Annotated in this window: 20 protein-coding genes; 7 read left to right on the top strand and 13 right to left on the bottom strand. The window is 66.7% G+C overall.

What is annotated here, in order from left to right:
• Positions 1–125: 125 nt before the first annotated feature.
• The 10 genes from CE453_RS25080 to CE453_RS25035 form a co-directional block, all read right to left on the bottom strand.
• Complete coding sequence (locus tag CE453_RS25080) at positions 126–1,103, bottom strand: ABC transporter ATP-binding protein (protein WP_089177064.1); 978 nt, start codon at positions 1,101–1,103, stop codon at positions 126–128.
• Positions 1,100–2,080 carry an ABC transporter ATP-binding protein gene (locus CE453_RS25075; protein ID WP_089177063.1) on the bottom strand — a complete coding sequence of 327 codons (981 nt, stop codon included), beginning with the start codon at positions 2,078–2,080 and terminating at the stop codon, positions 1,100–1,102. Before CE453_RS25075 ends, CE453_RS25080 begins: the two co-directional genes overlap by 4 nt.
• Complete coding sequence (locus tag CE453_RS25070) at positions 2,077–3,621, bottom strand: gamma-glutamyltransferase (RefSeq protein ID WP_198302204.1); 1,545 nt, start codon at positions 3,619–3,621, stop codon at positions 2,077–2,079. Before CE453_RS25070 ends, CE453_RS25075 begins: the two co-directional genes overlap by 4 nt.
• Complete coding sequence (locus CE453_RS25065; protein ID WP_089177061.1) at positions 3,621–4,517, bottom strand: polysaccharide deacetylase family protein; 897 nt, start codon at positions 4,515–4,517, stop codon at positions 3,621–3,623. The genes CE453_RS25070 and CE453_RS25065 overlap by 1 nt, the downstream gene beginning before the upstream one ends.
• Positions 4,518–4,529: 12 nt before the next feature.
• On the bottom strand, positions 4,530–5,315 hold the full coding sequence (locus CE453_RS25060; RefSeq protein ID WP_089177060.1) for an SDR family NAD(P)-dependent oxidoreductase: 786 nt from the start codon (positions 5,313–5,315) through the stop codon (positions 4,530–4,532).
• Positions 5,316–5,326: 11 nt separating this feature from the next.
• Positions 5,327–6,184, bottom strand: a complete 858-nt coding sequence (nikC, locus tag CE453_RS25055) for a nickel transporter permease (RefSeq protein ID WP_089177059.1) — start codon at positions 6,182–6,184, stop codon at positions 5,327–5,329.
• On the bottom strand, positions 6,181–7,107 hold the full coding sequence (locus CE453_RS25050; protein WP_089177058.1) for an ABC transporter permease: 927 nt from the start codon (positions 7,105–7,107) through the stop codon (positions 6,181–6,183). The genes nikC and CE453_RS25050 overlap by 4 nt, the downstream gene beginning before the upstream one ends.
• 6 nt (positions 7,108–7,113) lie before the next feature.
• Entirely contained in the window at positions 7,114–8,619 is a 1,506-nt protein-coding gene (locus CE453_RS25045) for an ABC transporter substrate-binding protein (RefSeq protein WP_089177057.1), read from the bottom strand.
• On the bottom strand, positions 8,616–9,395 hold the full coding sequence (locus CE453_RS25040; protein WP_089177056.1) for a GntR family transcriptional regulator: 780 nt from the start codon (positions 9,393–9,395) through the stop codon (positions 8,616–8,618). The genes CE453_RS25045 and CE453_RS25040 overlap by 4 nt, the downstream gene beginning before the upstream one ends.
• A gap of 167 nt (positions 9,396–9,562) precedes the next feature.
• Entirely contained in the window at positions 9,563–10,585 is a 1,023-nt protein-coding gene (locus CE453_RS25035) for a LacI family DNA-binding transcriptional regulator (RefSeq protein ID WP_089177055.1), read from the bottom strand.
• A gap of 162 nt (positions 10,586–10,747) precedes the next feature.
• On the opposite strand from CE453_RS25035, the gene CE453_RS25030 reads away from it, so the two are divergent.
• The 6 genes from CE453_RS25030 (at position 10,748) to CE453_RS25005 (ending at position 18,328) form a co-directional block, all read left to right on the top strand.
• Positions 10,748–12,034 (top strand): ABC transporter substrate-binding protein, encoded by a 1,287-nt coding sequence (locus CE453_RS25030; protein ID WP_089178138.1) that lies wholly within the window; start codon positions 10,748–10,750, stop codon positions 12,032–12,034.
• Positions 12,035–12,038: 4 nt separating this feature from the next.
• Positions 12,039–13,061, top strand: coding sequence for a carbohydrate ABC transporter permease (locus CE453_RS25025; protein WP_089177054.1), 1,023 nt, complete (start codon positions 12,039–12,041; stop codon positions 13,059–13,061).
• Positions 13,058–14,125 carry a carbohydrate ABC transporter permease gene (locus tag CE453_RS25020; protein WP_198302203.1) on the top strand — a complete coding sequence of 356 codons (1,068 nt, stop codon included), beginning with the start codon at positions 13,058–13,060 and terminating at the stop codon, positions 14,123–14,125. The genes CE453_RS25025 and CE453_RS25020 overlap by 4 nt, the downstream gene beginning before the upstream one ends.
• Before the next feature lie 16 nt (positions 14,126–14,141).
• Positions 14,142–15,209 carry an ABC transporter ATP-binding protein gene (locus CE453_RS25015; RefSeq protein ID WP_089177053.1) on the top strand — a complete coding sequence of 356 codons (1,068 nt, stop codon included), beginning with the start codon at positions 14,142–14,144 and terminating at the stop codon, positions 15,207–15,209.
• 20 nt (positions 15,210–15,229) lie between these two features.
• On the top strand, positions 15,230–17,512 hold the full coding sequence (locus CE453_RS25010; RefSeq protein WP_089177052.1) for a glycoside hydrolase family 31 protein: 2,283 nt from the start codon (positions 15,230–15,232) through the stop codon (positions 17,510–17,512).
• 117 nt (positions 17,513–17,629) lie between these two features.
• Positions 17,630–18,328, top strand: coding sequence for an SDR family oxidoreductase (locus CE453_RS25005; protein WP_089177051.1), 699 nt, complete (start codon positions 17,630–17,632; stop codon positions 18,326–18,328).
• 23 nt (positions 18,329–18,351) lie between these two features.
• Here CE453_RS25005 and CE453_RS25000 read toward each other — a convergent pair whose 3' ends face one another.
• A complete protein-coding gene (locus CE453_RS25000) occupies positions 18,352–18,798 on the bottom strand; it encodes an RbsD/FucU family protein (protein ID WP_089177050.1) in 447 nt (148 codons plus the stop codon).
• Complete coding sequence (locus CE453_RS24995; protein ID WP_089177049.1) at positions 18,792–19,769, bottom strand: aldo/keto reductase; 978 nt, start codon at positions 19,767–19,769, stop codon at positions 18,792–18,794. The genes CE453_RS25000 and CE453_RS24995 overlap by 7 nt, the downstream gene beginning before the upstream one ends.
• A gap of 179 nt (positions 19,770–19,948) precedes the next feature.
• On the opposite strand from CE453_RS24995, the gene CE453_RS24990 reads away from it, so the two are divergent.
• Positions 19,949–21,298: an amidase gene (locus CE453_RS24990; RefSeq protein WP_089177048.1), complete on the top strand. Its 1,350-nt coding sequence runs from the start codon at positions 19,949–19,951 to the stop codon at positions 21,296–21,298.
• A gap of 87 nt (positions 21,299–21,385) precedes the next feature.
• Here the strand turns inward: CE453_RS24990 and CE453_RS24985 are convergent, their stop codons facing one another.
• Positions 21,386–22,720, bottom strand: a complete 1,335-nt coding sequence (locus CE453_RS24985; RefSeq protein ID WP_089177047.1) for a dicarboxylate/amino acid:cation symporter — start codon at positions 22,718–22,720, stop codon at positions 21,386–21,388.
• Positions 22,721–22,830 lie beyond the last annotated feature (110 nt).

The following is a 22,830-nucleotide window of genomic DNA, read 5'->3' as shown; positions in this document are numbered from 1 at the left end:
GTTCAGAACGGCCGGTGTCCCTGCTCTCGGACGGGCTCCGTTCCGAGGATTGGGCTTCTGGGCATCGCGCGGTCTATCCCTGATAGGAATCGACATACCCGCTGGCAACCGCGGCCGGATAGCCGTCAGGGCTGGGCGTCCACATGGACGCAGGCGGCCGCGGTCCCCGTATGGCCCGGCGCGAGCGGGAAACGTCGGGTCGAGCAGACGTCGATCCGCTCCGGGCAACGCGTCACGAAGGGGCAACCGGTGGGCGGAGAAAGCGGGCTCGGAAGGTCGCCGCTCAGAATGATCTTCTCGCGCTGGCGCTGTGCCCGCGGGTCCGGCAGCGGGATCGCTGAAAGCAGCGCGCGCGTATAGGGATGTTGGGGTTTCGCGAAGAGTGCATCGACCGGCCCGCGCTCGGCGACGGTTCCGAGATAGAGCACCATCGCTTCATCGGCGACATGCCGGACGACCGAGAGGTCATGCGAAATGAAGAGATAGGATAGGCCGAGATCGCGCTGGAGTTCGAGCAGCAGGTTGAGCACTTGCGAGCGGATCGATACGTCGAGTGCCGAGACCGGCTCGTCGAGCACGAGCAGGCGCGGGGACAGCGCCAGCGCCCTGGCAATGACGACACGCTGACGCTGCCCGCCCGACAGGGCGCTGGGCAGGCGTTCCGACAAGGCTTTGGACAATCCGACACGGTCGAGAAGCTCGGCGACGCGGCCCTTGCGCTCCGCACGACCGCGGCCTGCGATGGCGAGCGGCTCGGCAATGCTGTCGGCGATGCTCATTTTGGGATCGAGCGCCGAGGACGGATCCTGGAAGACGATCTGGATATCCTGCGCCAGCGCGGCGCGCTCATGCGCCCGCAGCGCCGTGATGTCACGCCCGTCGAAATGGATCGAGCCCTCCGTTGCCCTTTCGAGCCCAACGATGGCATAGGCGGTCGTCGATTTGCCGCAGCCGGATTCGCCGACCAATGCGAGAGTGCGACCGGGCCGAAGATCGAACGACACCCCATCGACCGCCTTGACCACGCCGCCCGGCGTACCGACGCCGCTGCGCAGGGGGAAGTGTACCTTGAGATCCCGCACCTGCAGGAGCGGCTCGCTCATGCCATCGCCTCCAGCCGGTCGACATGCCAGCAGGCCGCGCGGTGCTCCGGCCCAATCACAACAGCGGGCGGTACCTGCGTGCAGGCTTCGTCGGCGAGCGGGCAGCGCGTCCGGAAACGGCAACCTTCGGGCCAGGCGCCGGCGGGAGGCACCATGCCTTCGATCGTGCGCAGCATCGTTTTTCGCGCGCCATCGAGTTTCGGAATCGTCGCCAGCAGCAGCCGGGTATAGGGATGGCGCGGTGTGGCGAAGATGGCGTCGACCGGGCCGCTCTCAACGATCCGCCCGCCATACATCACGCAGACATCGTCGGCGAGATCGGCGACCACGCCCATGTCATGAGTGATCAGCACCACGGCGCTGCCGACCTCGTCGCGCAGCCGGCGCATCAGTGCGAGGATCTGCGCCTGGATGGTGACGTCGAGCGCCGTCGTCGGTTCGTCCGCGATCAGCAGCGAAGGCCGGCAGATCAAGGCCGAGGCGATCATGATGCGTTGGCACATGCCGCCCGAGAGCTCGAACGGATATTGCCGGGCCCGCCGCGCCGGATCGGGAATACCGACGCGCGCCATCATCGCGATGGCCTCCTCGCGGGCGGTGGAGGGCGACAGGCCGCGATGCAGCAGCAGTGCTTCCTCGACCTGTTCACCGACCCGCATCAGCGGGTTGAGCGAGGCGACCGGCTCCTGGAAGATGATCGCGGCGTCGTTGCCGCGCAGCTGCGCGAGCCTGGCCTCGGAAAGGCCCGTCAGCTCGCGTCCGTCGAGCTGGATGGAACCGGAGGCGACCCGCGCCGCACCCGGCAGCAGTCCGAGCACGGACAAGGCCGTCAGGCTCTTGCCGCAGCCCGACTCCCCGACGAGCGCGAGAATGCGCCCGGTTTCGACGCCGAGCGAGACGCCATCGACGATACGATGGCCGTCGATCTCGACCACGAGATTGTCGATGGCGAGCATGGCGTCTTGGCCTTGGCTCATGCCGTTGCCGCCACGACCGCGGCCCAGGGGCTGGTCGGATGCGCCATGCCGAGGAAGCCGCCTTCTGGACTCCGCATCACCGCGGAGGGAACGGAGAAATTCACTGGATAGAGTGTGTCCTCGACGATCTCGACCGGGAAGGCACTCGCCAGCCGCGCGGCGACGGAAGGTTCGGCCCGGGCATCAACCTTGATCCGTGGCGTCGATGCGTCGATGCGCGGGCGGTGGAAGACCTCTTCGAGCGAGAGGCCGGAATCGGCCATGCCGGAGATGAGTTGCAGCAGCGTCGGGAAGATAGTCCGTCCACCTGCCGCGCCGATCGCGAGCCAGGGTTTTCCGGCCCGGCTCAGCACCAGCGGGCACATATTGGCCAGCGGCTTGACGCCGGGAGCCATGCTGTTGGGTTGGCCGGGGCGGGGGTCGAACCACATCATGCCGTTGTTCATGATGATGCCGGCTTGCGGCAGCGCCACGCGGGCGCCGAAGCGCGAGAGCAGCGTGTTGGTGAGCGAGACCATGGTGCCGTTTCGGTCGACCACGCTGACATGCGAGGTGCAGCCCGCCTGTGGGGTCGCGGCATGGCCTAGGCTGTTCAACCTCACCGCATAGGCGTCGCGGATTGCCGTGGCATAGATCAGCGCGGCTTCGGCTGCCGAGATGTCGCGCGTGATCGCGCTGGCCTCGACACGCCGCGCGGCGTCGAAGAAGCTCGGGCCACCGCTGAGACCGGGGATCGCGGCGATATCGAGATCGCGATAGCGACCCGCGAGGGCCGGCGACCAGGCGACTTGATAGCGTGCGAGATCGTCGGTGCGGATGGCCGAGCCCCCGGCTTCGAGATCGGCCGCGATCAGGCGTGCGGCTTCGCCTTCGTAGAAGTCCCGCGCGCCGGCCTCGGCAAGGCGCTTCAGCAGTCTGGCCTTGGCCGTCATCGGCTTGAAGCGTCGTGTATCGGCGCCGGCCTTGGGGGGCTGGCCGTTATCCAGCAGGAGTGCGGAGATCGCGGGGTCGCGCGAAAGCCCGGCGACCTCGACCGCAATGCAGAGCGCGGCATACCAGTCGATCTCCAGCCCGCGTTCGGCGTGTTCGATGGCCGGCTGCAGCGCCTCGCTCCAGGAGATCGTGCCGTAGCGCTCCAGTGCCGCGGCGAAGCCGGCGATGGCGCCAGGCACACAGATCGCGCTGTAGCCGGCGATATTGCGCTCGCCTGCAACGGCAGGCCAGGCGAACCAGTTGCCCGAGCCGGCCTCTGTCAGCGGGTAGTTCGCCGGATCGAGGCCAAGCGGCGAGCGCACGTTGAAGTCGAGCGTGTCGATCGCGCCCGTCTTGCCGTCGGCATGGATGAGGAAACCGCCGCCGCCCACGCCGGACAGCCAGGGCTCGACGATGCTCAGCACCAGCGCGGTGACGATAGCCGCATCCATCGCATTGCCGCCGCGCGCCAGCACGGCGGCGCCGGCCTCGGCCGCATGGCGGTTCTGCGCGGCGACGAGTCCATGCGGCGAGCGGACGGCCGGGCGGCGGATACTGAAGGTCTGCATCAGGCTTTGGTCCGGAAGCGCAAGGGCGCGCTCGGCTGTGGCAGCCGCATCGGCACGCTGAAGCGCTGCGCATTGGCGCTCGCGGCGTGATGCTCCGCCAGCTCGCCGACGGTCGCGATCCAGACGCCGGGCGAGGCCGTCACCACGTCGAGCAGCTTCTCCAGCATGCGCACGCGCCCGGCGCGACCGGATATCCAGTCATGGACGGTGAGCATCATCATTCGGCCCTCGCGATGGAGTACCTCCCATTCGTCGAGCCAGGCATCGAGGATGCCGTTCTGGGCCGAGGGCGGGGCGCGATCCTGTGCACTGCCGGTGAAGCGGAAATAGACGGCGTCGTCGACGGCCCAGAGCACCGGAACCTGCGTCACGCCGTCGATCGTATAGGGATGGTCGAAGCCCATTAGCGAGGAATCGTAGAGGCCGCGCCGCTTCACCTCTTCCAGCATGAAGGGCGTCATTTCCCAGGCCGGCGAGCGGAAGCCTTTCGGCACGACGCCCGCCTGGCTTTTGAACAGCGCCAGCGACTCGTCCATCGCACGGGCGAATTCCTCCGGCCCGGCCTCGGTGGCGAGCTCGTGGAAATAGCCGTGCAGGCCGATCTCATGGCCGCGGGCGACGAAGGTGGGCAGCAGCTCCGGGTGGTTCTTCGCGATCAGCCCCGGCACGAACAGCGTCGCCTTGATGCCGTAGCGATCGAGCAGGTCGAGCAGGCGCCAGATGCCGACGCGCGGGCCGAACAGCCTTTGCTCGATCTGGCCGAGCGCGACCGGCGCGCCTTCCGGCAGGCTCCACTGATAGGGGCTCTCCGCATCGACATCGATGGTGAAACAGAAGGCGCTCGACTTGCCCTGGGGCCATTCATAGGCGGGGCGGGCGGCGTTCGGGGCGGTCATGTCCGTGCCTCCTCAGAGCGCCTGCTTCTTGTCCTGATGGACGGCGAGCGAGCCGATCGAGTTGCCGCCATCGACCGTCAAGGTCGCACCGGTGACATAGGCGGAGGCGTCGCTGGCGAGATAGAGCAGGGCGTTGCCGACATCGGCGCGCGAGGAGGCGCGGCCGAGCGGAATCTGCGCGACGGTGTTCTGGATATGCGCGTCGGTCAGCGCGCTGACCGTGCTGCCGGCGGCGAAGCCCGGCTCCAGCGCGTTGGAACGGATGCCGTATTCGGCCAGTTCCACGCCGAACCCTTTGGTCAGCCGGTCGAGCGCGGTCTTCGACATCGAGTAGACGCAGGCCGTGCGCCGCATCTTGCGCGAAGCGCCTGAGGAGATGTTGATGATCGAGCCCTTCACGCCCTTGCGGACCATCTGGGTCGCGAGCTCGCGCGTCAGGATGAAGGGGGCACGCAGGTTGATCGCGAGGATGCGGTCGAACTCGGCGGTCGGCGTGTCCAGCAGGAAGGCGCTCGGATAGATGCCGGCATTGTTGACGAGGATGTCGGCGGCGCCCCAGCGCTTGCCGATCTCGTTGGTCAGCGCCGTGATCGAGGCCTCGTCGGTCAGGTCGGCCGGCATGACGAAGCTCTCGCCGGAGAGGCCCAGCGCTTTGGCCTGTGCCTCCAGATCCCCAGCCCGTGCATCGGTCAGGCAGAGCGTGGCGCCGGCCTCGTGCAGCACCTCGGCGATCCAGCGGCCAATCACCCCGCAAGCGCCGGTGACGACGGCGCGCTTCCCCTTGATGTCCTCGAACATGAGCGTTTCCTTCAGCGATGGCGGGGATCGAGGCGGTCGCGCACGGCGTCGCCGGTGAGATTGACGGCGAGCACGAGCACGAACAGGCAGGCGCCCGGCAGCGTCGCGACCCACCAGGCGGTCGCGACATAGTTCCGCCCGGTCGAGAGCATCGCGCCCCAGCTCGCGGTTGGCGGCTGGACGCCGAGCCCGAGGAAGGACAGGCCCGCCTCGAACAGGATCATCAGCCCGAATTCGAGCGTCGCCACGACGCTGACGGCGCCGACGATGTTGGGGAGGATGTGGCGGAAGAGGATGCGCGGCGCGCCCGCGCCCATCAGGGCTGCGAGCCGGACATAGGGCATGTTCGCGACGGAGAGCGTCTGGCTATAGGCGATGCGCGCGTAGCGCGGCCAGCGCGTGAGCGCGAGCACCATGATGACGTTGACGATGCCGGGACCGAGCACCGCGACCGTGATGATCGCGAGCAGGATCGCCGGGATCGAGAGGAAGACGTCGACGACGCGCATCACGGCGATCTCGACCCAGCCGCGATGATAGCCGGCGATCATGCCGAGCGTCGTGCCGACCGCACCGGAGAGGATGACCGAGGCGAAGGCGACGATGAGCGAAATGCGCGCCCCGTAGATGACGCGGCTGAGCAGATCGCGGCCCAACTCGTCGCTGCCGAGCCAGTAATGGAAGCTGCGCGAGACCGTGCCGGGCGGCTTCAGTCGGCCGAGCAGGTTCTGCTGGTTGGGGTCATAGGGTGCGAGCCAGGGCGCGAGGAGCGCGACCAGCACCACGAGCGCGATGATGACGACCGGCCACCAGCGCCAAACCCTGAGACGCTTGCTGCGCGGGATCGGGTTTGCGGACGCGACGCTCACCGCGCGCCCTCCAGCACGATGCGCGGATCGACCAGGCTGTAGAGCAGGTCCGAAAGCAGGTTGAGCAGCACGGTGACGAAGGCGCCGAGCAGCACCACGCCCTGCACGATCATGAAATCACGCGCCAGGATCGCCTGCACCGTCACTTGTCCGAGGCCGGGCCAGGCGAAGACCGTCTCGACGATGACGGCGCCGGCCAGCAGGTTCGAGATTTCGAGGGCGGCGACGGTGATCACCGGGATCGAGGCATTGCGGGCGAGATGGCGGATCAGCAGGCGTCCGCTGCGGACGCCGCGCGAGCGAGCGGTGCGGACATAGTCCTTCGAGAGTTCGTCGAGCAGCGCCGAGCGGGTGATCCGCGCGAAGGTCGCCATGCTCAACAGGCCGAGCGCGAAGGAGGGCATGACGAGATGCGAGAGATCGCCGGTGGAGGAGGGCGGCAGCCAGCCGAGCAGCACCGAGAACACCAGGATCATCAGGATGCCGCTCCAGAAGGTCGGCATGCTCTGCGCGGCGAGGACGAAGCCGGCGGCGGCCTTCGCCGCGGGCGAGTTGCGGAAGATCGCGAGCAGGATGCCGATCGGCACGCCGATGCCGCAGGCGACGATGAGCGCGCCTGCCGCCAGCATCAGCGTATAGGGCAGGCGCGAGGCGATGATCGTGGTCACTGGCACGCGCTGCACGACGGACTGGCCGAGGTCGAAGCGGACGAGTTCGCCGAGGAAGTCGAGATACTGCACGACGAGCGGCCGGTCGAAGCCGAGCTGGTGGCGCAAGGCCGCGATATCGGCCTGCGTCGCCGTCTCCGGCACGAGCAGGTAGGTCGGGTCTCCCGTCAGGCGCTGGACGAAGAAGATCAGCGTCACCACCCCGAGGATGGTGACGAGCGCCTGGCCCAGCCGCCGGAGCAGGAAACCCGACACCGCGGCTCAATCCTTCCAGCTCATCCGGTTGATGAACATGCTTTCGTTGGGCGTCGGCTGGAAGGTCAAGTTCTTCGCCGCGCCGTAGATCACCACAGCCTGGTAGAGCGGCACGACCGGCACGTCGGTGGCGACGATCTCATGCACCTGCTTGTAGGCGGCGAGGCGCTTGTCCTTGTCGAGCGTCGTGCGGGCCTCCTCCAGCAGGGCGTCCATCTTGGGGTTGCGATAAGCCGACCAGCCGCTGCTCTTGTGCAGAAGCGGGAAGAGCACGCCGTCCGCGTCCTGGCAGGCGCAGGACCAGCGGCCGAAGCTGAGCAGCGATGTCGCCTCCGGCCCGGCCTGGGCCCGCTTGAGATAGGTCGCCATGTCGGACATCGCGATCTTCACGTTGAAGCCGGCCTCTGCCAGCATCTGCTGGATTGCCTGAACGATGCGCTGATCGAAGACCGGCGCGGTGGCGAGGTCGATCTCCGCCTTCGCCGCTGGGCCTGCTTCGGCAACGAGTGCCTTGGCCTTGGCGAGGTCGAATTCCGGGCCCTTGATGCCGTCGACCCAACCGAAGATCGCCGGTGTCAGCAGCTCTGGCACCGGCTTGTCGTGGCCGCCGAGCAGGCCGTCGATCATCGCCTGCTTGTCGAGCGCATAGGCCGCCGCCAGCCGGAGCTTGGGATTGTCGAAGGGCGGCTTGGTCGTGTTGAGCCGGACATAGGCGACGCGCTCGGTCAGGCCGATCAGGGCCTGGGCCTTGGGCGCGGATTTGAGCTGGGCGGCCTGGTCGGCATCGAGCGTGACGACGAGGTCGCTCGAACCTGCCTGCAGGTTGGCGAGGCGGGTCGCCGCGTCCGGGACGGCGCGGAAGGTCACCGCCGGGAACGGCGCCTTGGTGCCCCAATAGGCGTCGTTGCGCGTGAGCTGGACATTCACGCCGCGCTGCCAGGATTCGAACTTGTAGGGGCCGCTGCCGACGGGCTTGAGGTTGAAGGCGTCCTTGCCGACGGCCTCGACCACAGCCTTGGGCACGATCGAGAGCTTGACCAGCTGGGCCAGCAGCGCCGGGTAGGGGCCGGCGGTGACGAGCTTCACCTTGGTCGGCGAGAGAGCGACGGCGTCGGTGATCTTGTCGAACTGGCCGAGCTGGGGGCTGGCGAATTTCGGATCGGTGATGCGCTTGACGCTATAGACGACGTCGTCGGCAGTCAGCTTCGAACCGTCATGGAAGGCGATGTCGCTGCGCAGGTCGAACTCGATCTCGGTATCCGAGATCTGCTTCCAGGCGGTCGCGACCTGCGGGATGATCGCGCCCTTGTCGTCGCGGGTGACGAGATTGTCGAAGATGTTGCGGTAGACATAGTAGCTGTCCGGGTTCCATTGCACCTGCGGATCGAGCGAGGACGGCTCGTTGACGAGGTCGACGACGAAACGATCCTTGGCGGCCAGCGCCGGCCCGGCCGCGAGGCCGAGCGCGGTGGCAACGAGGAAGGCGGCTGCGGCTTTCGAAACACGGCTCATCGCGATTTCTCCTCGGACAGGGTGGGGGATGGTTTTCGATCGTTCGTCTTGCGATCTGGCCGGCGGCTGCGGACAGGGGCGTGCCGGGCCTGGGGGAACAGGTGCCCGGCGGCCAGGAAACCCAGGGCGACCGCGTCCCTGAAGCGTGTCTGCTCGTCATGAAGGGCTTGCCGCGCAGCCTCGCGGTCGCCGGCAAGGAGCGCAGCCAGCAATGGGCGCGGGTCACTCGGAGCGACCACCTGCCCGGCCAGCTCCAGGCTGCGTGTCAGGCGCTCGGCATGATCCCAGAGGTCGCGAAGCCAGCTTTCGACGAAGCGTCCTGCATTCTGCGCCAGCAGATCGTAAGCCTGTCGGCAGAGCTGATGGGCCATGGCGCGTGCTGTTGGGTCGTCACGTCCCCAGACGGCTTCGATCGCTCCACGGAGGCCGTGCAAGGTGCTTTTACGCTGGTCGTCCAGGGAGCGCTCGATCAGGGCGAGTTCGAGTCTCAGCCTGGCCTCGACGATGGCACTCGCCAGGGCCCCGTCGACCGGTGCGACGAGCCAGCCCTGCCGCGCGTGCCGGATGACGAAACCGGCTACGGCCAGCTCCGTCAGCGCGACGCGGACGGCAGCGCGCCCGAGTCCGAAACGCTGTTCGAGATCGGCTTCGTGGACATAATGGCTCGGGACGAGCTCACAGCTCACGAAAGCTTGTCGCAGGCGCCGGCTCGCGAAGGCGCCATGGCTTTCGCCGTTCGATGACGCAGGACCGGAGAAGGGCGACGAGTCGAGCATGCGTCATGCTGGCTCAGTTTGTGAAATCTGACAATGGCTTTCTGAGATCTCACAAGTGCCCGCATCAGTGTGACCCAGCGAGCATGCGGGCGGGTGCGTGGTTGTTGACAGCATGGCAGTTCGTCCCGGCCGGTTAGCCGGTGACGATGGCGCTGGCTGTGGCGCTGCTACGCCAGTGGTTGATGGGGAATGTAGATCTCGGAGGTCGTGGCTCCGCTCCATTGCAGCCGCAGTTGCTCCAGGACGTGCTGGCCGAAGGTCTCGTACGGGATGCGGATCGACGTCAGCCAGGGGGCAATCCAGTGGTTGATCGCGTTGCCGTCGACGCCGACCAGCCTGCAGTCGCGCGGGATCGAGAGCGCGGATTCGGCCGCGAGTCGGTAGGCGCCATAGGCGATCATGTCGCTGACGCAGAGAGCCCCGCGCGGCCAGCCTCCATCCTGGACCAGGTTGCGCGCTGCCGCGTAGCCGATCTCGATATGCGACAGCCCCGGCGCGCTCGCCTTGCGGATACCATCCTCCGGAACACCCCGCGCGACGAGCCGTTCGACGAAGCCCGCGGCGCGCTCGGCGGTGCTCGAGGCGTTTTCGGTCGCCATCAGTACGGCGGGGCGGTCGACACCATGGGCTAGCATGAAATCGGCGGCGTCGGCGCCTGCCGCGCGATTGTCGATCCCCACATAGGCACCGCCGCCCAATGGATTGCGTCTTGCCACGAAGACGATCGGGTCGCCGCGCCCGAGCGTCTGCTCGAGCCCTCTGCTGCGTACGGCGCTGACCAGGATATAGCCGGCGACGAACTGGTCCCGCATCGCCTGCAGGTAGTCGTCCTGCAGCTCTGGACGGTCATGCGTATCGCAGAGAATCATGACGTAGCCGGCTTTACGCAGGGCGGCTTCCGTCGAGACGGCGATGGCCGCCATGGCCGGATTGTCGAGATTGGGTGACAGCATCGCCACGACCCGGCTGGTCCGGCGGCGCAGCGCCCGCCCCACGGGGTTGGGTCGGTAGCCCAGCCGCTCGATCGCCTCGGCGACCCGCGCGATGGTTTCCGCCGAGGCGCGCCCGCTCTTGCCGTTGACGATGCGGGAGACGGTCGCGACCGAGACCCCGGTCTCGCGCGCCACGGTCGCGAGCGAGACCGCTTCGTGCCGGGTCTTGCCTGCCTTTGCCGCCGTTCTGGGCGTCATTGCCTCGCCAGCCTTCCTGCGCCTCGTCCTCTGCATGCCGGTGCGAAGCCGGCTACGCACCCATGCCGTCCGGCGCGCCCGTTGACAACCAAGGCAAACGTTTGCCTTAGTAGATGTCAAGACGCTCGACGAGGCGTCGCGTTTGTTCAGGGGATGGAGCCCATGCAGAGGAAACACTGGATTTCCGCCTTCGCCGCGACGGCGGGTCTCGCCATCGGCCTCATGGCCACCACTGCCTTCGCTCAGACCACGGTGCGCATCGCCTGGTATTCGGACGGCAACGAGGGCGAGGTCGTTTCCGACCTGCTGAAGCGCTTCGAGGCCCAGAACAAGGATATCAAGGTCGTCCTCGATCAGGTGCCCTACAAGGCGATCACCGAGAATCTTCCGGTCCAGCTCGCCTCGGGGCAAGGCCCCGACATCGCTCGCGTCGTCGACCTCGGCGGCATCGCCCGCTACGCGCTCGACATGCGTCCCTATCTGAAGGACGCCTCCTACTGGGAGAAGAATTTCGGGCCGTTCCTGCCCTGGATGCGTCCCGAGGGCGATTCCAGCGCAATCACCGGCTTCATGACGCAGCTCACCGTCACTGGCCCCTTCGTCAACAAGACGCTGTTCGAGCAGGCCGGCATCGCCATGCCGGGCGCCAAGGCTACCTGGGAGGATTGGGGCAAGGCGGTCAAGGCCGTGGCCGACAAGGTGCAGGCGCCGTTCCCGCTCGCCATGGACCGCTCCGGCCATCGCTTCTTCTCGGTCGCGGTCTCGGAAGGCGCCAAGGTCTTTGATGACAAGGGCGAGCCGGCCGTGATCGATGACGGTTTCAAGCGCGCCGCCAAGCTGGTCTATGACTGGCACAACAGCGGCGTGATGAAGAAGGAGCTCTGGGGCTCGGTCTCCGGCACCGCCTATCGCGGCGCCAATGACGAGTTCAAGAACGCCCAGGTGGTGATGTACCACTCCGGCTCCTGGCAGATTTCCCAGTTCGACAAGACGGTCGGGGATGCTTTCGACTGGGTCGCGGTTCCTTCGCCCTGCGGCGCGGGCAATTGCTCGGGCATGCCGGGCGGCGCCGGCCTTGTCGCGATCAAGACGACCAAGAGCCCGGAAGCCGTCGCCAAGGTGATGGACTATCTGGCGAGCGAGCCGGTGCTGAGCGAGTTCTATGCCCGCTCGCTGTTCGTGCCGGGCCATCTCGGCATCGCCGCCAAGGGCCTCGACTACAAGGACGCCAGCCCGCAGGCCAAGGCCGCGCTCAAGGTCTTCTCCGATCAGGTCGCGCAGCTCTCTCCGGTTGCCTACAAGCTGCAGGGCTACGTCAATAACCGTGTTATCTTCAACGCGGTGATCAGCCGCCTCGGCCAGGCGATCTCGGGCGAGGGCACGCTCGACGAAGCCTACAAGCGCATCGAGTCCGACGTCGCCCAGCAGATCGCCGAGCGCAAGAAGTAAGACCATGGCCTCCGCGGAGACAAAGCCGCGCCGGGATGGCGCGGGCGGTGCCGGCCTTCTGGCCGCGCCGCTCGCGCTCCTCATGCGGCTCGTCGATTGGCCGATGCAGGCGCTCCAGCGCCTGATCGGTGAGCGGCGGATGGCCTATGTCTTCATCCTGCCCAATCTCGCCTTCTTCTGGCTCTTCGTCTTCCTGCCCCTCGTCATCAACTTCATCTTCTCGGTGACGGGCGGAGCGGGGCTGTTCCCGAGCGAGCGCCCTTATGTCGGGGCGCAGCAATACGCCTATCTCTTCGATTGCGGCTCGTTTCTCGATCCCTCGTCCTGCCGCGAGGACCACTTTTGGCGCGGCGTATCCAACACCGCTCGCTTCACCGTCTTCCAGGTGACGGCGATGGTGCTGTTCTCGCTGCTGACCGCCGTCGTGCTGAACATGAAAATCCGGGCGCGCGGCTTCTTCCGCGCGGTTTATTTCTTCCCGGTTCTGCTTTCGCCGGTCGTGGTTGCGCTGACCTGGAAATGGATCCTGCAGCGCGACGGCCTGCTCAACGCCGCGATCACCTCGCTCGGCGGCGAGCGCATCCTCTTCCTGGTCGATCCGAGCTGGGCGATGTTCTGGATCGTCTTCGTCTCGATCTGGGCCCATATGGGCTTCTACACGCTGATCCTGCTCGCCGGATTGCAGGCCATTCCCGCCGATCTCTATGAAGCCGCCGAGATGGATGCGACGCCGCGCTGGCGCGTGTTCTGGCGCATCACTCTGCCGCTGCTCTGGCCGAACATGATCGTGGTGATCGTGCTCGCGCTGATCCGCGGCGTGCAGACCTTCGACGAGGTCTTCGTCCTGACCGGCGGCGGCCCTGGCACCGCGACGCTGATGATCGTGCACTACATCTATGAGACAGCCTTCGCCAATCAGGTCCAGAATTTCGGCCTGGCGGCCGCAGCCTCCGTCGTGCTCGGCGTGGTGCTCTTCGCGCTGACGCTGGCCCAGCTCGCGGCAAGCCGCCGCAAGGGGGCCGCATGAGTCAGGTCGACGGCAACAGGCTGACCCGCATGATGGCCGCCAGGCGCAAGCCGGGCCGCTGGCATTGGACCGATATCGCCGCCTATGCCTATCTCCTGCTCGGCGTCGTGCTGATGTTCGGCCCGGTGCTCTGGCTCGGCCTGTCCTCGTTTAAGACCCAGGCCGGTCTGCTCGAATTCCCGCCCTCGCTGCTGCCGATGTCGCAGAAGGAGGTGACGGTGCCCGGCCAGTCGCAGCCCCTGCCGCTCTTCGAGGTCGAGATGCCGGACGGCAGCAAGCGCGTGCTGGCACAGGTCCGGCGCGTCGGCATCCAGGCGCAGATGATCGATCCTGCCAAGCCCGGCGAGATCATCCGCGTGCCGATAGACAAGCGCACTCCCGTGCGCGAGTTCAAGCTCGCGACCGAGAACTATACCGAGCCGCTGGAGCGCTTCGCCTTCATGCGCTTCCTGTGGAACTCGGTCTTCGTCACGCTGGTGGCCACGATCATCACGCTGATCATCAATTCGATGGCGGCCTATGCGCTCTCGATCTACGAATTCCGCGGCAAGACGGCGGTGATGCTGATGGTCATCGGCACGCTGATGATCCCGATCACGATCATCCTCGTGCCGGTCTATCTGGTCATCACCAAGCTCGGCCTCGTCAATTCGCTCTGGGCGGTGATCCTGCCGGGCGCCGCGACGCCGACCGGCGTCTTCCTGCTGCGCCAGTACATGCTGACCTTGCCGCGCGACCTGATCGAGGCCGCCCGCATGGATAAGGCCTCGGAATGGCAGATCTACTGGCGCATCGTCATGCCGCTCGCCATGCCGGCTCTCGCCGTGCTCGCGATCTTCTCGATCATGTGGCGCTGGAACGAGTTCCTCTGGCCGCTGGCGGTGCTGACCAAGACGGAATCCTACACGCTCCAGATCGGCCTCAACGCCTTCCAGGGCGAGCTCCAGACGCAGTGGCACTATCTGCTGGCGATGACCGTGGTAACGCTGCTGCCGGTCGCGCTGGTCTTCGTCTTCCTGCAGCGCTTCATCACGACAGGCATCGCCAATACGGGCATGAAATGAGGGAAGTGAGTTCCGCATGGCCGAACTGAAGCTCTCCGGCGTCCGCAAGGCCTATGGCGCGACGACGGTGCTGCACGGCATCGATCTCGACGTCGCCGATGGCGAGTTCGTCGTCTTCGTCGGTCCTTCCGGCTGTGGCAAGTCGACCCTGCTGCGCTCGATCGCGGGTCTGGAGGAGATCACCGGCGGCACGATCGCGATCGATGGCACTGACGCCACCCATTTGCCGGCCTCCGAACGCGGGCTCGCCATGGTGTTTCAGTCCTATGCGCTGTACCCGCATATGAGCGTCTACGCGAACATGGCCTTCGCGCTGGAGAACATGGGCTTCAAGCGCGACGAGATCGAGAAGCGCGTGAAGCGCGCGGCCGGAATGCTGCGCCTCACCGATTATCTCGACCGCAAGCCCAAGGCGCTCTCCGGCGGCCAGCGCCAGCGCGTTGCCATCGGCCGCGCCATCGTGCGCGATCCAAAAATCTTCTTGTTCGACGAGCCCCTTTCGAACCTTGACGCGGAGCTGCGCGTCGCCACCCGCAAGGAGCTTGCCGCGCTCCATGGTGAGATCGGCGGCACGATGATCTACGTCACGCACGATCAGGTCGAGGCGATGACGCTCGCCGACCGCATCGTCGTGCTGCAAGGCGGTCGCATCGAGCAGGTCGGGACGCCGCTCGAGCTCTACAACCGCCCAGACAATCTCTTCGTCGCCGGCTTCATCGGCTCGCCGCGCATGAACCTGCTGCCCGGGAGCGTCGTCGCCGTCGGCAAGGTCTCGCTGGGCGAAAGTCGCCACGAAGTCGCGTGCGCCACCGGCAATCTTGCTGTCAGCAGCAAGGTCACGCTCGGCATCCGCCCCGAGCATCTGGCGCTGGCGCCGCAAGGCCAGGGGCTGCCGCTGTCGATCGATCTCGTCGAGCGGCTCGGCGGCGAGAGCTATCTCTATGGGACAAGCGCCGGCCTGCCGCAGATGACGCTCAGGCTCGATGGCCAGAGCGAGCATGAGCGCGGCCACGACGTCGCACTCGCCTTCCCGCAGCGGAGCCTGCACCTGTTCGATGAAGCCGGCCGGGCGATCCGGCCTTAGAGACTGCCGAGAGAGATTCCATGAAAGCCCTCACGCAAGGCCGCTATCTCGGCCGCGACGGTGAAGCAGCCCTGTTCGACATCGGTCTCGGCTACACGCTCACTGTGCGCATCCTCGAAGGCGATATCGGCCGGGTGACGCTGAAGCCGCAGCACGGCTACCGGCTCGACCGCGGCTGGTCGATCGCGCCCGGCGGGCTGGAGCCGCCCTATGAGGGACGTCCGCGCGACGATCTCTCCGGTTTCACCGGACCCAAGACCGATATTCGCGCCTCTGCGGACAAGGTCGTGGTTGCCGGAGCGGGGCTCACGGCCGAGGTCACGCTCTCGCCCTTCGGCATCGCCTGGCGCCGCCAGGGCGAGGACAAGCCCTTCCTGCAGGACCGGGCGACGCAGGCCTATCTGGTTTCGCCGCGCACCGGCGCGCTCGCCCATTTCATGGCGCGGGATTATCACGAGCGCCACTATGGCCTGGGTGACAAGGCCGGTCCGCTCGACCGCACCGGCCGCCGCTTCGCCATCGATGCGGTCGATCCCTGCGGCTTCGATGCCGAATTGTCGGACCCGCTCTACAAGATGCTGCCCTTCTTCATCGTCGACGGGCCGGCCGGCGCCCACGGCGTCTATTACGACAACCTCTCGACCGGCAGCGTCGATTTCGGCTGCACGCTCGATAACTATCACGGCCTGTTCCGCTCCTGGAAAGGCGATGACGGCGACCTCGACTACTATGTCATTGCCGGCCCCACCGTTCCGGATGTGGTCAGGCGCTTCTCCTGGTTGACCGGCGGGCAGGCTTTCGCGCCACTCTGGTCCTTCGGCTTCGGCGTAACCTCGATGGCGATTGCCGACGCGCCTGACGCCGATGCCCGCATCAGCGACTTCATCGGCAAGCTCGAGACGCATCGCATTCCCTGCGACTCGTTCCATTTCGGCTCGGGCTACACCCAGATCGGCCATCGCCGCTATGCCTTCAACTGGAACCGCGACAAGTTTCCGGACCCTAAGGCAACGATGCAGCGTCTGAACGATGTCGGCATCTTCACGGTCGCGAATCTCAAGCCCTGCCTGCTCGACGATCATCCGCGGCTGAAGGAAACGCTGGACGGCGGTTTCCTGGTCAAGGATGGCCAGACCGGTGAACCGGCCGTCGCCCAGTTCTGGGACGGGCTCGGCTTCCATCTCGACTTCACCCATCCGAAGGGCCGCGCCTGGTGGCGCAATGGCATCGAGACCGCATTGCTCGACTACGGTTTCACCACGGTCTGGAACGACAACAACGAATACGAGATCTGGGACGAGGACGCTGTCTGCGACGGCGATGGGCGTCCGTTCCGGCAGGCTCTGGCACGTCCTGCGCAGGCGCTGCTGATGACCAAGCTTTCCTATCAGGCGCAGGCCGATCGCGAGCCTGGCAAGCGGCAATATGCGATCACGCGCGGCGGCTGCGCCGGCATCTCGCGATACGCCCAGACCTGGTCGGGCGACAACGAGACCGCTTGGAAGACGCTGCGCTACAACCTGACGCAAGGCCTCAACATGAGCCTGTCGGGGATGTTCTCGATCGGCCACGATGTCGGCGGCTTCCACGGCCCGACGCCCGGCCCCGAGCTCTTCGTGCGCTTCAACGAGTTCTGCTCGCTCTGGCCGCGCATGGTGATGAACTCCTGGAACGACGACGGCGTCGTCAACCTGCCCTGGATGTATCCGGAGATGGTGCCGCAGGTGCGTGAGGCGATTGCGCTGCGCTACCGACTGATGCCCTATCTCTACACGCTGATGTGGCGCGCCAGCCGCGACGGCACGCCGGCGATCCGCCCGCTGCTCTGGGATTTCCCGCAGGATGCGGCGGCCGTGAAGATCGACGATGCCTTCATGCTCGGGCCGGACGTGTTGGTGGCGCCGGTGCTGGAGGAGGGGACCCGCGAGCGCAGCGTCTACCTGCCGGAGCATGCAGGTGGCTGGTATGACTGGCATACGGGTCAGCATTTCGCAGGTAGCGCTGTCGTGACTGTGTCGGCGCCGCTTGGTCGCCTGCCGGTCTTCGTGCGAGCTGGCGCCTTGATCCCGCTCGGCGATCCCGCCGGCATTGGCGATCTGCGCGAGGTTCTGGTCTGCGGGCTGGTCGAAGGCGCGACCGGTGAGCTCTACGAGGACGATGGCGAGACGGTCGACTGGCGCGGCGCCGGCGGGACGCTTATCCGCTTCCAGGTCCGCGACGGCGAGATCGAGATCCATCAGGAGGGGGCGGATGCGCCCTTCATCGACCGGATCGCCATTCGGCAGATCGGCGAAGGCGTCTGAGCGATCCGGAACCCGCCGCGCGACTTTGCAAGCCGTCCATGCAGCTTTGCAGTGGCGCCGCGCTCCGGCACCGCTCAAATATAGTCGCCTCACAGTGATCAGGCTTGGGAGCAGGGCATGGAAAAGGTAGCGATCGTCACCGCCGGCGGCAGCGGCATGGGAGCGAGCACGGCGCGGCGGCTGGCGAGGGACGGCTATCGCGTCGCGATCCTGTCCTCCTCGGGGAAGGGCGAGGCGCTGGCGGCCGAACTGGGTGGTCTAGGCGTCACCGGCTCCAACCAGTCCAATGACGACGTGAAGCGGCTCGTCGACGCGACACTTGATCGCTGGGGCCGGATCGATGCGCTGGTCAACAGCGCCGGCCACGGGCCTCGCGCGCCGATCGTCGAACTGACCGACGAGGATTGGCACAAGGGCCTCGACGTCTATTTCCTCAGCGCGGTCCGGCCGATCCGGCTGGTCACGCCGGTGATGCAGCAGCAGAAGTCCGGAGCGATCGTGAACATCTCGACCGCCTGGGCCTTCGAGCCGAGCGACATGTTCCCGACCTCGGCGATGGCGCGCGCCGGGCTCGCCACCTTCACCAAGATCTATGCGGACAAATATGCGGCCGACAACATCCGCATCAACAATGTCCAGCCGGGCTGGATCGACAGCCTGCCGGCGACCGATGCGCGCCGTGGGAGCGTGCCGATGCAGCGCTATGGCAGCGCCGACGAGATCGCGGGCACGGTCGCCTTCCTGCTCTCGGCCGATGCCGGCTACATCACCGGCCAGAACATCCGTGTCGATGGCGGCGTGACCAAGTCGATCTGATGAAGAGTGCCTGATTGCCGGTCTCAGCCGGCGATCACGCCCTTCCTGAGCAGGAAGCAGCCATAGGGCCGGGCGTCGCCGACCTGCACGACGCCGAAGGCCTTGCGTGCGGCCTCGTAGAAGGCGAAGCGCTCGATGCCCGGCAGCGGCGTCGGCGCGGCCTGCGATGCCGCGACCATGGCCTCGACCTCCTCTTGCACCGCCGGCACGGCTGCGGCATCGCCGACCACCAGCATGCGGCGGATCGGTTCGGGCTCGAAGTCGTCGATCGGCAGCACGGTCAGAATGGCGCGCACCACCTCGGCCATCGCGAGTCCAGGCAGGCGGACGATCCGCCCCGAGGTCGTCGCCCGCGCGATCGTTTCGGCCGGGTGGTTGGCGTCGACCACGGCGAGATCGTCCCCATGCCCCATCGCGGCGAGCAGCCAGAGCAGGTCGGGACCGAGGATCGGGTCGATGGTCTTCAGCATGTCGATACCGGGGCGTGGTCAGGGATGAGCTTTTCGGCCTTGAGATCATGCCAGAGAGCCGCAGGTGTAGGGTGCGCGACCAGGTCGAGATTGCGCAGGATCTCCTCTGGCGTCACGGCGCCGAGCACGACGGTCGCGACCGCCGGATGGGCGGCGGCGAAGGCGAGCGCCGCTTGCGGCAGAGCCACGCCGTACGCGGCGCAGACCTCTTCGATCCGCGCGACTTTGGCAAGGATCTCGGGTGGGGCGGGCTGGTAGTTGTAGTAGGCGCCGGGGCGGGCGCCGGTGGCGAGGATGCCGGAATTGAAGACGCCGGCCAGCATCACGGCGATGTTTTTCTGCAGCGCCAGCGGCAGGAAGCCGTCGAGCGCCCCCTGTTCCAGCAGCGAATAGCGCCCCGCCAGCATCATCACGTCGAAATCACCGGCGCGGGCGAAGCGCTCGCACATTTCGACCTCGTTGACGCCGACGCCGATCGCCTTCACCGCGCCGGAGGCGCGCAGCTTCTCCAGGGCCCGATAGGCGCCGTCCATCGCCTCGGCGAAGCGCCGCTCCATCTGGTCGCCATGAGTCCAGACATCGACGTCGTGGATCAGCAGGATGTCGACATGGTCGGTGCCGAGCCTGAGCAGCGACTGTTCCAGCGAACGCATCGCGCCATCATAGGAATAATCGATCACCGCCGGATGCGGCAGTCCGCCGCGATAGCCGGAGCCGTCCGTCTTCGGCGCACCGGGCTTCATCCAGCGACCGACCTTGGTCGAGACGATGACGCTGTCGCGCGGCACGCTTCGCAGAGCCGCTCCGATGCGGTGCTCAGAAAGGCCGTGGCCATAGAGCGGCGAGGTGTCGACGAGATTGATCCCGGCCTTGAGAGCCGTCGCGACCGTGGCTTGCGCCATCCCCTCGTCCAGATGCTCGTAAAGGTCGCCGAGCGGGGCGCCGCCGAACCCGATGAGGCTGGGCTTCATGCCGGCGATCGGCCGGCCCGGCGCCGTTACGCCTTGTTCTGGATGACTCATCGAAGCCCCGCATGTTTCGGCGGCGCAGGAAACCATGTTCGTGGCGGAAATCAATCGCCCGCCCGCCGGGACTCTGCTAGGCCTCGGGGTCTAAAGCCGGCCCGGCCGGCAACCACTGCGAGCAGACGATGACTGAGACCCTCTCCGCCCTGCAGGATGCGCTCTCCACGGGGCGCACCACGTCCGAGGCGCTGGTGGAAGGCGCCTTGGCCCGCGCCGGCACGGGCGAGGGGCCGCGCGTCTTCACCAGCCTCTACGGTGAAAGGGCACTGGCCGCAGCACGGGCTTCCGACCTCATGCGCAAGGCCGGCTTCGTCCGCTCGCCGCTGGAAGGGTTGCCGATCTCGATCAAGGATCTTTTCGACGTCGCGGGCGAGACGACCAAGGCTGGCAGCGTCGCCCTCGACGGAGCGCCGGTCGCGACGGCGAATGCGGCGATCGTGGACAGGCTCCTGGCTGCCGGCGTCGTGCTGGTCGGCCGCACCAACATGACCGAGTTCGCCTTCTCGGGTCTCGGCATCAACCCGCATTACGGCACGCCGCTCAACCCGTTCGACCGTGCCAGCGGCCGCATCCCGGGCGGCTCCTCCTCGGGCGCGGCCGTTTCGGTGACCGACGACATGGCGGCTGCGGCCATTGGCACGGATACCGGCGGCTCGGTCCGGATTCCCTCGGCCCTGTGCGGTATCACGGGTTTCAAGCCGACGGCGCGCCGCGTGCCACGCGAAGGCTGCCTGCCGCTCTCGACCAGCCTCGATTCGATCGGCCCGCTGGCGCCGAGCCTTTCCTGCTGCGCGCTTCTCGATGCGGTGCTGTCGGGCTCCGGCGAAAGCGTTCCCGCGCCGGCCGGGCTCGCCGGCTTGCGCCTGGCGGTGCCGACCACGCTCGCACTCGACGGCATGGACGAGACCGTCGCCACTGCCTTCCGGCGTGCGCTCAAGACGCTGTCGCGAGAGGGCGCCCGCATCACCGAGATCGCCGTGCCGGAATTCGCCACGCTCGCCGGTTTGCAGTCCAGGGGTAGCTTCGCCGGCGCCGAGGCCTGGCACTGGCATCGCGCGCTGATCGCCAAGGCGGGAGACCGCTATGACCCGCGCGTGCTGGTTCGCATCCAGCGTGGGGCCGAGATGGCGCTGGCAGATTATCTCGATCTCGTGGCCGCCCGCCAAAGCTGGATCATGGCCGTCGAGGACCGGCTCGCCGGCTTCGATGCGCTGGTGATGCCGACGGTGCCGGTCGTCGCACCACGGATCACCGATTTGGCCGAAGAGGCCGTCTATGGCGCGACGAACCTGCTGATCCTGCGCAACTCCACCCTGATCAACTTCCTCGACGGCTGCGCCGCGAGTCTGCCCTGCTATCGTGAAGGAGAGGCGCCCGTCGGCCTGATGGTTGCGGGGGCCGGCGGACAGGATCGGTGCATCCTCGCCGTGGGACTGGCGATCGAGGCGGCGCTGGCAGCTTCCCGCGCTGCCTGACGAGCAAGCCATACTGCTCGCGAAAACGCCGGCCGGGCTGAGAGACCCGGCCGGCGCTGCATTTGATGGATATCTTCTCGATGCCGCTCAGGCCGCCAGCGGCAGCGGCTCGCCATCCTCACTGGTGACGGTCGCGCCGCTCAGCGCCGCCTGCAGGCGGTTGGCGTCGAGCTCGCCTTCCCAGCGGGCGACGACGATGGTCGCAACCGCATTGCCGATAAAGTTGGTGATGGCGCGGCATTCCGACATGAAGCGGTCGATGCCGAGGATCAGCGCCATGCCGGCGACCGGCACCGAAGGCACGACCATCAGCGTCGCTGCCAGCGTGATGAAGCCTGCGCCGGTGATGCCGGCCGCGCCCTTCGAGCTCAGCATGGCGACGAGCAGCAGCAGCACTTGGTCGCCGAGCGGCAGATGGATGTCCATCGCCTGGGCGATGAACAAGGCCGCCAGCGTCATGTAGATGTTGGTGCCGTCGAGGTTGAAGGAATAGCCGGTCGGGATGACGAGGCCGACGACCGAACGCTTGCAGCCAGCGGCTTCCATCTTCTCCATCAGAGCAGGCAGCGCCGCTTCCGAGGAGGAGGTGCCGATGACCAGCAGGATCTCCTCCTTGATGTAGCGGATCAGTGCGAGAATCGAGAAGCCGTTGTAGCGCGCAACCGCACCGAGCACGACGAGCACGAACAGGGCCGAGGTGAGATAGAAAGTGCCGACCAGCAGGGCGAGATTGGCTACGGAACCGATGCCGTAGCGGCCGATGGTGAAGGCCATGGCGCCGAATGCGCCGATCGGAGCGGCCTTCATCAGGATCGAGACCAGCTTGAAGATCGGCGAGGTCAGCGATTGAAGGAAGGACAGCACCGGCTGGCCGCGCTCACCGACCAGCGCCAGCGACAAGCCGAACAGCACCGAGAAGAAGAGCACCTGCAGAATGTCGCCGGAGACGAAGGCGCTCGCGATGGTGTCCGGGATGATATTCATCAGGAAGGCGATGATGCTGGTGTCATGCGCCTTGGCGGCATAGCCCTGCACGGCCTTGGTATCGATCGTGTTCGGATCGATGTGCAGCCCGGAGCCCGGCTGGACGACGTTGGCGACGATCAGGCCGACGATCAGGGCGAAGGTCGAGAAGGTGAGGAAATAGATCATCGCCTTGCCGGCGACCCGGCCGACCTTCTTCATATCGCTCATGCCGGCGATGCCGGTCGTCACCGTCAGGAAGATGACGGGCGCGATGATCATGCGCACGAGCTTGATGAAGGCGTCGCCGAGCGGCTTCATGGAGGCGCCGGTCTCGGGCCAGAAATGGCCGAGGGCGATGCCGAGCGCGATCGCGGCGAGAACCTGCACATAGAGATGCTGGTAGAATTTCTTGGGACGCGCCGGCACTGCCGTTGCGGGTTCGAAATGGGCAGCCATGGTTTCCTCCGGTTGGCTGTTTTTGGCTCGGGGCGAAGCGAGCGAGTTTTCGCAAGCGGCGTGCCAACCGGATGGTGCGGTTAAAGGCAGGCGATATCAGTAGGTTAGAA

The organism is Bosea sp. AS-1, assembly GCF_002220095.1.
In the GTDB taxonomy this organism is placed as follows: Bacteria; Pseudomonadota; Alphaproteobacteria; order Rhizobiales; family Beijerinckiaceae; genus Allobosea.
This window is presented reverse-complemented; position numbering and strand designations above follow the sequence as displayed.

Coding starts and splice junctions, on each gene's coding strand:
- CE453_RS25015 (WP_089177053.1), top strand. CDS start 14,142: ATGGCCGAACTGAAGCTCTCCGGCGTCCGCAAGGCCTATGGCGCGACG.
- CE453_RS25030 (WP_089178138.1), top strand. CDS start 10,748: ATGCAGAGGAAACACTGGATTTCCGCCTTCGCCGCGACGGCGGGTCTC.
- CE453_RS25040 (WP_089177056.1), bottom strand. CDS start 9,395: ATGCTCGACTCGTCGCCCTTCTCCGGTCCTGCGTCATCGAACGGCGAA.
- CE453_RS25005 (WP_089177051.1), top strand. CDS start 17,630: ATGGAAAAGGTAGCGATCGTCACCGCCGGCGGCAGCGGCATGGGAGCG.
- CE453_RS24995 (WP_089177049.1), bottom strand. CDS start 19,769: ATGAAGCCCAGCCTCATCGGGTTCGGCGGCGCCCCGCTCGGCGACCTT.
- CE453_RS25080 (WP_089177064.1), bottom strand. CDS start 1,103: ATGAGCGAGCCGCTCCTGCAGGTGCGGGATCTCAAGGTACACTTCCCC.
- CE453_RS25070 (WP_198302204.1), bottom strand. CDS start 3,621: ATGCAGACCTTCAGTATCCGCCGCCCGGCCGTCCGCTCGCCGCATGGA.
- CE453_RS25025 (WP_089177054.1), top strand. CDS start 12,039: ATGGCCTCCGCGGAGACAAAGCCGCGCCGGGATGGCGCGGGCGGTGCC.
- CE453_RS25060 (WP_089177060.1), bottom strand. CDS start 5,315: ATGTTCGAGGACATCAAGGGGAAGCGCGCCGTCGTCACCGGCGCTTGC.
- CE453_RS25065 (WP_089177061.1), bottom strand. CDS start 4,517: ATGACCGCCCCGAACGCCGCCCGCCCCGCCTATGAATGGCCCCAGGGC.
- CE453_RS24990 (WP_089177048.1), top strand. CDS start 19,949: ATGACTGAGACCCTCTCCGCCCTGCAGGATGCGCTCTCCACGGGGCGC.
- CE453_RS24985 (WP_089177047.1), bottom strand. CDS start 22,720: ATGGCTGCCCATTTCGAACCCGCAACGGCAGTGCCGGCGCGTCCCAAG.
- CE453_RS25035 (WP_089177055.1), bottom strand. CDS start 10,585: ATGACGCCCAGAACGGCGGCAAAGGCAGGCAAGACCCGGCACGAAGCG.
- CE453_RS25045 (WP_089177057.1), bottom strand. CDS start 8,619: ATGAGCCGTGTTTCGAAAGCCGCAGCCGCCTTCCTCGTTGCCACCGCG.
- CE453_RS25020 (WP_198302203.1), top strand. CDS start 13,058: ATGAGTCAGGTCGACGGCAACAGGCTGACCCGCATGATGGCCGCCAGG.
- CE453_RS25000 (WP_089177050.1), bottom strand. CDS start 18,798: ATGCTGAAGACCATCGACCCGATCCTCGGTCCCGACCTGCTCTGGCTG.
- CE453_RS25010 (WP_089177052.1), top strand. CDS start 15,230: ATGAAAGCCCTCACGCAAGGCCGCTATCTCGGCCGCGACGGTGAAGCA.
- CE453_RS25075 (WP_089177063.1), bottom strand. CDS start 2,080: ATGAGCCAAGGCCAAGACGCCATGCTCGCCATCGACAATCTCGTGGTC.